The following is a 6,000-nucleotide window of genomic DNA, read 5'->3' as shown; positions in this document are numbered from 1 at the left end:
ATCCACCCTACGACCCAAGCCTCAGCAAGTAGGGTGGGCTTTAGCCCACCACTTGCACGGAAGCAACCCAGGCGCTGGGCAAGCCCGAAGGGCAGATGATGCTCTTTCATCCACCGTTGGCCACTGCTCGGTGGATCGGTGAAGTGCGATCCACCCTACGACCCAAGCCTCAGCAAGTAGGGTGGGCTTTAGCCCACCACTTGCACGGAAGCAACCCAGGCGCTGGGCAAGCCCGAAGGGCAGAGGATGCTCTTTCATCCACCGTTGGCCACTGCTCGGTGGATCGGTGAAGCGCGATCCACCCTACCAAGGCTGAGGCTCACCACCGAGCAGCCCGACCTCAATCCAGGGCGAACCGGCGCTATTCGTTACACTCTGATGCTCCACCGCCGCCATTGAGCAGTTGCATGCCCAGCTCCGCACCATCCGACACCGCTGAATTCCTTCCCCTTGTGCTTGCCGGACCCATGCTGCGCCGGCTCGACGCGGGGCGGCTGGTGCTCTGGCTGGTGGCCTGCGAGCCCCTGTCATTGCGCCTGATGTTGCAGCCCGAAGGTGACGCGTCGCGTTCGCTGGCGTTGGAACGGGATGCCTGCCGTCGTCTGCGCATCGGCACCTCGGCCTGGCTGCATCTGATTGATGTCCACCTCGAGACGCCGCTGCCGGTCGACCGACTCATCGAATACGACCTGCTGATCAGCGGACAGGGCACCGAGCAGGGCATCGCCGACTGGGCGCCGCACCTGATCCACGAAGGCTGCGACCGGCCGGCTTTCGTCGTTCGCTCGCGCTTTGACGATCTGCTGCACGGCTCCTGTCGCAAGCCTCATCACGCGTCGTCGGATGGGCTGGTGACCGTCGATTCGCTGATCAAGGATGTACGCCACGCGCCCGAGCGCTGGCCGGCCGCGCTGCTGATGACCGGCGATCAGGTGTACGCCGATGATGTGGCGGGCCCAATGCTGGTCGCCATTCACGCGCTGATCCGCCGGCTCGGGCTCTACGGCGAATGCCTGGAGGGCGCGACCGTGGCCAACAGCGAAGAGCTGATGGCGCACCCGGCCACCTATTACCGGCGCGCCGAACTGCTGCCGGCGTTCAAATCCAACGAGGCGCTGCGCGAGCGCTTCTTCGGTGGCGTCGAAAAGCCGGTATTCACCACCTCGAGCGCGCACAACCATTTGGTGACGTTGGGCGAAGTCTTGGCCATGTACCTGCTGGTCTGGTCACCGGTGCCCTGGACGCTGATCGAGCTACAGGCGCCGCCGCTGGACGAGGATATGGCCCAGCGCTACGCCCGCGAAGCCGAGTGCATCGACGCGTTCCGCCAGGGGTTGCCGCAGGTGGCGCGCGGGCTGGCACATCTGCCGTCGCTGATGATCTTCGACGACCACGACATCACCGATGACTGGAACCTCAGTGCGCGCTGGGAGGAGACCGCCTACGGCCATCCCTTCTCACGGCGCATCATCGGTAACGCGCTGCTGGGTTATTTGCTGTGCCAGGCCTGGGGCAATACGCCGGATGCCTGTGTCACGTCGTTGCAGACGGTCGAGGCATTGCTGGCAAGCGGCGAGGACGGCCAGCTCGACTGTGCGCTGCATGATCAGGTGGTGGACGAGGTGTTGCAGCGCGGTGATTGGGGCTATGTCATCGCCAGCGAACCGGCGCTGGTGGTGCTCGACACCCGCACCCGCCGCTGGCGCAACGAGCGCAACCTGAGTCGGCCTTCGGGCCTGATGGATTGGGAGGCGCTCACCGATCTGCAACAGCACATCCTCGACCATCGCTCGGTAGTCATCGTCTCGCCGGCGCCTATGTTCGGGGTGAAGCTGATCGAAACCGTGCAGCGCGTGTTCAGCTGGGCCGGGCTGTCATTGTTGGTCGATGCGGAAAACTGGATGGCGCACCGCGGCGCCGCCCAAGTCATGCTCAACATCTTTCGTCACACCCGCACGCCGGGCAACTACGTTGTCCTCTCCGGTGACGTGCATTACTCCTTCGCCTACGAGGTACATGTGCGTGGCCAGGCGGAAGGCCCGAAGATCTGGCAGATCACCAGCAGCGGGGTGAAGAACGAATTTCCACGCCGTCTGTTAGACCTGTTCGATCGCCTCAATCGCTGGCTGTACTCACCGCGCTCGCCCCTGAACTGGTTCACCAAGCGCCGCCGCGTGCGGGTCCAGCCATGGCTGCCCAGCCGCAGCCGGTCCGGTGAGCGGTTGTGGAACGGCTCGGGGATCGGGCGCGTCCGCCTGGATGCCGAAGGTCGCCCGGCACGGGTGGAGCAGATCAACGCCGACGGCTCGCCCCCGGTGACCTTTGCGCCTGAACGCGAGTAGCGTGTATCAGCTGAACGCAGCCCGCAGCGCTGGCAGGGTCGCGTAGTAGTAGGCCGGCGACTCGGCCATCAGCTCGGCGTGGCTGCCAAAGCCGTATCCCACGCCGACCGCCTGCAAGCCGTTGCGGTGTGCGCCGATCAGGTCGTGCTTGCGGTCGCCGATCATCAGCGTGTGCTCGGGATCGAGCCTTTCTTCGGCGATCAGGTGAGCAATCAGCTCGACCTTGTTGGTGCGGGTGCCGTCCAGCTCACTGCCGTAGATGACCTTGAAGTGATGATCGAAGGCGAAGTGCCGGGCGATCTCGCGGGCGAAAACCGATGGTTTGGACGTTGCGACATAGAGCGTCCGACCTTGACCGCGCAGGTGTTCGAGCATCTCCAGTACGCCATCGAACAGCAGGTTTTCGTACAGGCCGACCGTCTTGAACCGCTCGCGGTAATGGCCGACCGCTTCCCAGGCACGCGCTTCGTCGAATCCGTAGAACTCCATGAAGGCCTGCAGCAGCGGCGGTCCGATGAAGGGTTCGAGCTTGGTCAGATCCGGCTCGTCGATGCCGAGCTTGGCCAGTGCATGTTGGATCGAGCGGGTGATGCCTTCGCGCGGGTCGGTGAGGGTGCCGTCGAGGTCGAAGAGGATGGTGGAGTGATGCATGAAGTCGAGCCGGCTGCGGGGTGGCTGCCGATTGTCCCGCACTCGGCGCTCGGCCGGCAAACCCGAGCCCCGGCAATCTAGCCCTGGCAATCTTGGCCCCCGGCAAGCGTGGGCTCGGCGCAATGGATCAGCGGGCACCGCACCAAGGCGTCTAGCGGGATGTTTCCTTGAACCTCGCCATGATCGCCAGCAAGCTGGCTCCTACGGATCACCAATCCTCTGCGAAATCTGGGATTCGATCCCGGATTGGATCAGCAACCGCGCCAGAGTCGCAGGGCCTTGAACAGACGCGTGAGCATGGCTGCTTTTCGTAGGAGCCAGCTTGCTGGCGATCCGCTGCGAACACGTCAGTCAGCGTACGCCTGCTCCAGATGCTGATCCTTCAGCTTCACGTAATTACCCGCGGTATAGCTGAAGAAGCTGCGCTCCTTGTCCGTCAGCGGTCGGGCCTGTTTCGCCGGGCTGCCGACGTACAGGTAGCCGCTTTCGAGCGTCTTGCCCGGCGGGATCAGGCTGCCAGCGCCAATGATCACCTCGTCCTCGACCACCGCGCCATCCATCACGATGGACCCCATCCCCACGAGAATCCGGCTGCCCAGGGTGCAGCCATGCAGGGTGACCTTGTGGCCGACTGTGACTTCATCACCGATGGTCAATGGGAAACCGTCCGGGTTGTAGGGCCCGGCGTGGGTGATGTGCAGGACGCTGCCATCCTGGATGCTGCTACGTTGGCCGATGCGGATGCGGTGCATATCGCCGCGGATCACGGTGAGTGGCCAGACCGAGCTGTCCGCGCCGATTTCGATATCGCCGATAAGCACCGCGCTGGGGTCGACGAAGACACGCTCGCCTAAGGTGGGCGTGTGGCCCTGGTAGGTTCGGATGCTCATGAATTGCTCCTCTAGCTCGAAGATTGGGCGGTTTCTAGTGGACAGGGCCAACGGCGGAACTGCTGCCGGGCCGGAAGAATTCGCCCGGCGAGGCGCCGAACTGTTCGCGAAAGGCCGCGATGAAGGCCGACAGGGATTCATAGCCGCAGCCCAGCGCGACGTCGGTGACTCGTTCGCCTCGCTCGAGTGCCGGCAGTGCGCTGAGCAGCCGCAAGCGCTGGCGCCAGGCGCGGAAGGTCAACCCGGTTTCGCGGAGGAACAAGCGGCTCAGGGTGCGTTCCGAGACCCCCAGGATTCGGCTCCAGTCAGCCAGCCCTTCCTGCGACTCCGGTTGCGCCTGCAGACTCTTGCACAGCCGATGCAGGCGCGGCTCGGTCGGCAGCGGCAGGACCAGCTCGACTTCCGGTGCTGATCCCAGCTGGTCTAGCAGCACCTGTACCAGACGACCTTCGGCGCCGTCCTCGGCATAGGCTTCGGGCAGGGTGCTGAAATGTCGGATCAGCTCGCGCAACAGGGGGCTCACCTGCACCACCCGGCAATGCTCCGGTGCATGGCTGACCACGCTGCGATCGATGTACAGGCTGCGAATGCAGGTGTCCGGCGCGCAGAACACCTGATGGGTGATGCCGGCGGGAATCCATACTGCGCGCAGCGGCGGCGCAATGAAGCGGCCGCTGTCAGTGCGCACCTCGAGCACGCCCTCGACCGCATGGGACAGCTGCACCCAGGGATGGCTGTGCCGGTAGCCGAGCTTGAGGTTGGGCGGGGAATCCAGCTGGCCATAGACGGGTCGCGGCAGTGCTTTGAGTTCGCCCAGGCGGGTAATCAATGCGGCTTCTTGTCCGATTGGCGACATTTCGTGCCTGCTTGGCGTTAGTCGGAAGGTTGCGCCCACGTTAAGGTCGATTCCAGTCACCCGCAAGCCCTAAGGAATAGTGTTCATGGCCAAGCTGCGCATCCTCTTCGATAACTTCACGCTCGCCTTGCTGGCGGTGGTCGCCATCGCCACGCTGTTCCCCTGCGAAGGCCAAGGTGCGGTGTTCTTCGAGTGGCTGACGGCGGCCGCCATCGCGCTGTTGTTCTTCATGCACGGCGCCAAATTGTCCCGTGAGGCGATCCTCGCTGGCGCCGGCCACTGGCGCCTGCACCTGCTGGTCTTCGCCTGCACCTTCGTCATGTTTCCGCTGCTGGGGCTGGCGCTCAAGCCGGTGTTGACGCCGATGGTGGGCGACGAGTTGTACCTGGGGATGCTCTACCTCTGTGCGCTGCCGGCTACGGTGCAGTCGGCCATCGCCTTCACTTCACTGGCGCGCGGCAACGTCCCGGCGGCGATCTGCAGCGCTGCCGCATCCAGCCTGATCGGCATCTTTCTCACGCCGCTACTGGTGCTGTTACTCATGGGCGTCGAAGGTGAGAGCGGCTCGACGCTGGACTCCATCGGCAAGATCGTCCTGCAGCTGCTGGTGCCCTTCATCGCGGGGCAGATCGCCCGGCGCTGGATCGGCGCCTGGGTGACGCGCAACAAGACTTGGCTGAAGACGGTCGATCAAAGCTCCATCCTGCTGGTGGTCTACACCGCGTTCAGTGGCGCGGTGGTCGATGGCTTGTGGCAGATCGTACCGCTGGGCCATTTGATGGGCCTGGTGGTCGCCTGCTGCCTGTTGCTGGCTATCGTGTTGTGGCTGACCAGTGTGCTGGCCAAGGTGTTCGGCTTCAATCTTGAAGACCGCATCACCATCCTCTTTGCCGGCTCGAAGAAGAGCCTGGCCACTGGCGTGCCGATGGCCCAGGTGCTGTTCGCCACCAGCGCGGTGGGCATGATCATCCTGCCGCTGATGATCTTTCATCAGATCCAGCTGATGGTCTGCACCGTGCTCGCCCAGCGCTATGCCCGCCGTCCCGAGCTGCCGGTGGAATCACGTGCGGCTCAGTAGAGCCGCCATCAGGCACGCATCTACGGCACCCGTAGGAGCCCGCTTTGCTGGTAGCCCACAGCGCAGCAACTTTGGCCCGTAGGAGCTAGGGGGACGCCCAGTCCTTGCTGGCGATTTATGGCGGCGGCTAAGCGGCCTGCCATGAACGGCGCACCTTTGATCGCCAGCAAGCTGGCTCCTACA

General features: G+C 64.1%; 5 protein-coding genes. 2 read left to right on the top strand and 3 right to left on the bottom strand.

All coding sequences use genetic code 11. The features are described from left to right. Positions 1-407: 407 nt before the first annotated feature. Positions 408-2,342 carry a metallophosphoesterase family protein gene (locus ACQKEK_RS18290; RefSeq protein WP_499144038.1) on the top strand — a complete coding sequence of 645 codons (1,935 nt, stop codon included), beginning with the start codon at positions 408-410 and terminating at the stop codon, positions 2,340-2,342. Positions 2,343-2,348: 6 nt separating this feature from the next. Here ACQKEK_RS18290 and ACQKEK_RS18285 read toward each other — a convergent pair whose 3' ends face one another. From ACQKEK_RS18285 to ACQKEK_RS18275, 3 genes are all read right to left on the bottom strand, one after another. Then, positions 2,349-2,993, bottom strand: coding sequence for an HAD family hydrolase (locus tag ACQKEK_RS18285; RefSeq protein ID WP_499144039.1), 645 nt, complete (start codon positions 2,991-2,993; stop codon positions 2,349-2,351). A 347-nt stretch (positions 2,994-3,340) separates the two neighbouring features. Continuing rightward, entirely contained in the window at positions 3,341-3,883 is a 543-nt protein-coding gene (locus ACQKEK_RS18280) for a gamma carbonic anhydrase family protein (RefSeq protein WP_499144040.1), read from the bottom strand. A gap of 34 nt (positions 3,884-3,917) precedes the next feature. After that, complete coding sequence (locus tag ACQKEK_RS18275) at positions 3,918-4,739, bottom strand: AraC family transcriptional regulator (protein WP_499144041.1); 822 nt, start codon at positions 4,737-4,739, stop codon at positions 3,918-3,920. 85 nt (positions 4,740-4,824) lie between these two features. Here ACQKEK_RS18275 and ACQKEK_RS18270 point away from each other — a divergent pair, with 85 nt between their 5' ends. Further along, positions 4,825-5,817 carry a bile acid:sodium symporter family protein gene (locus ACQKEK_RS18270; protein ID WP_499144042.1) on the top strand — a complete coding sequence of 331 codons (993 nt, stop codon included), beginning with the start codon at positions 4,825-4,827 and terminating at the stop codon, positions 5,815-5,817. Positions 5,818-6,000 lie beyond the last annotated feature (183 nt).

Origin of the sequence: Pseudomonas sp. NPDC077408, assembly GCF_050269105.1 — a bacterium.
In the GTDB taxonomy this organism is placed as follows: Bacteria; Pseudomonadota; Gammaproteobacteria; order Pseudomonadales; family Pseudomonadaceae; genus Stutzerimonas.
This window is presented reverse-complemented; position numbering and strand designations above follow the sequence as displayed.

Excerpts from the sequence above, each read along its gene's own strand:
- ACQKEK_RS18290 (WP_499144038.1), top strand. The coding sequence starts at position 408 with ATGCCCAGCTCCGCACCATCCGACACCGCTGAATTCCTTCCCCTTGTG.
- ACQKEK_RS18285 (WP_499144039.1), bottom strand. The coding sequence starts at position 2,993 with ATGCATCACTCCACCATCCTCTTCGACCTCGACGGCACCCTCACCGAC.
- ACQKEK_RS18280 (WP_499144040.1), bottom strand. The coding sequence starts at position 3,883 with ATGAGCATCCGAACCTACCAGGGCCACACGCCCACCTTAGGCGAGCGT.
- ACQKEK_RS18275 (WP_499144041.1), bottom strand. The coding sequence starts at position 4,739 with ATGTCGCCAATCGGACAAGAAGCCGCATTGATTACCCGCCTGGGCGAA.
- ACQKEK_RS18270 (WP_499144042.1), top strand. The coding sequence starts at position 4,825 with ATGGCCAAGCTGCGCATCCTCTTCGATAACTTCACGCTCGCCTTGCTG.